Source organism: Rhizobium sp. YJ-22, assembly GCF_029601685.1.
Taxonomy (GTDB): domain Bacteria; phylum Pseudomonadota; class Alphaproteobacteria; order Rhizobiales; family Rhizobiaceae; genus Metarhizobium.
In genome coordinates this window covers 6,103-6,731 of sequence record NZ_JARRIR010000019.1, presented here as the reverse complement: position 1 = coordinate 6,731, position 629 = coordinate 6,103, and the positions used below count along the sequence as shown (strand labels likewise).

Below are 629 nucleotides of genomic sequence, written 5' to 3'. Positions count from 1 at the left end.
CGCTATACGTCTCAAACGCCGGTTGGGAACCGGGTTCTAGGATGTTGATAAGAGGTGCAGATCTGCATTTCGCTGTCAGTGGCGCCGGCGGACAAAGCTGGGCTAACATGCGGAAGTCTTTGGATGAATCGATATTCTGTCAGCCACTCCTGCAGTTCCGTTAACTACTTGTTAACTTTAAATCTCTTGCGACGATGCCGGAATCGCAGGATAGTTTCGCAAATGATGGCGTTCGAGCCATTTTTTCGAAACTGACGACCTCCGGGAAATAGTTCGCAAAATGAGCAATATGCTGCCCAACAGATTTGATATTGAGATTGCCGAGCAAGGGGCGAAGATCTCAAGCGCGTTGCATATGTTGCGCAGCCAGCAGTACCCGCCTGATGCTCGCAAGGGACTGCGCAAGTTTCAGCTTGCTGAAGTTGCGGACTTCATGGGTGTCACCCAGACGCACCTGAGGCAACTCCATTCTGACGGGAAAGGACCGGAAATCGAGTCCATCGGTGGACGCCGATATTATACGGCTGACCAGATGCTCGAGCTTCGGGATTATCTCGAGGCCAACAAGAAGTCCGACAAGAGATACTACGTGCCTAGGCGGAAGGAAGGAGAGCCGATGCAGGTTGTAT

At 51.8% G+C, this 629-nt stretch carries 1 pseudogene; it reads left to right on the top strand.

Annotated features, from left to right (window positions below):
• Positions 1 to 280: 280 nt before the first annotated feature.
• A pseudogene (locus P7F60_RS27285) lies at positions 281 to 629 on the top strand (plasmid partitioning protein RepA); the annotation flags it as partial.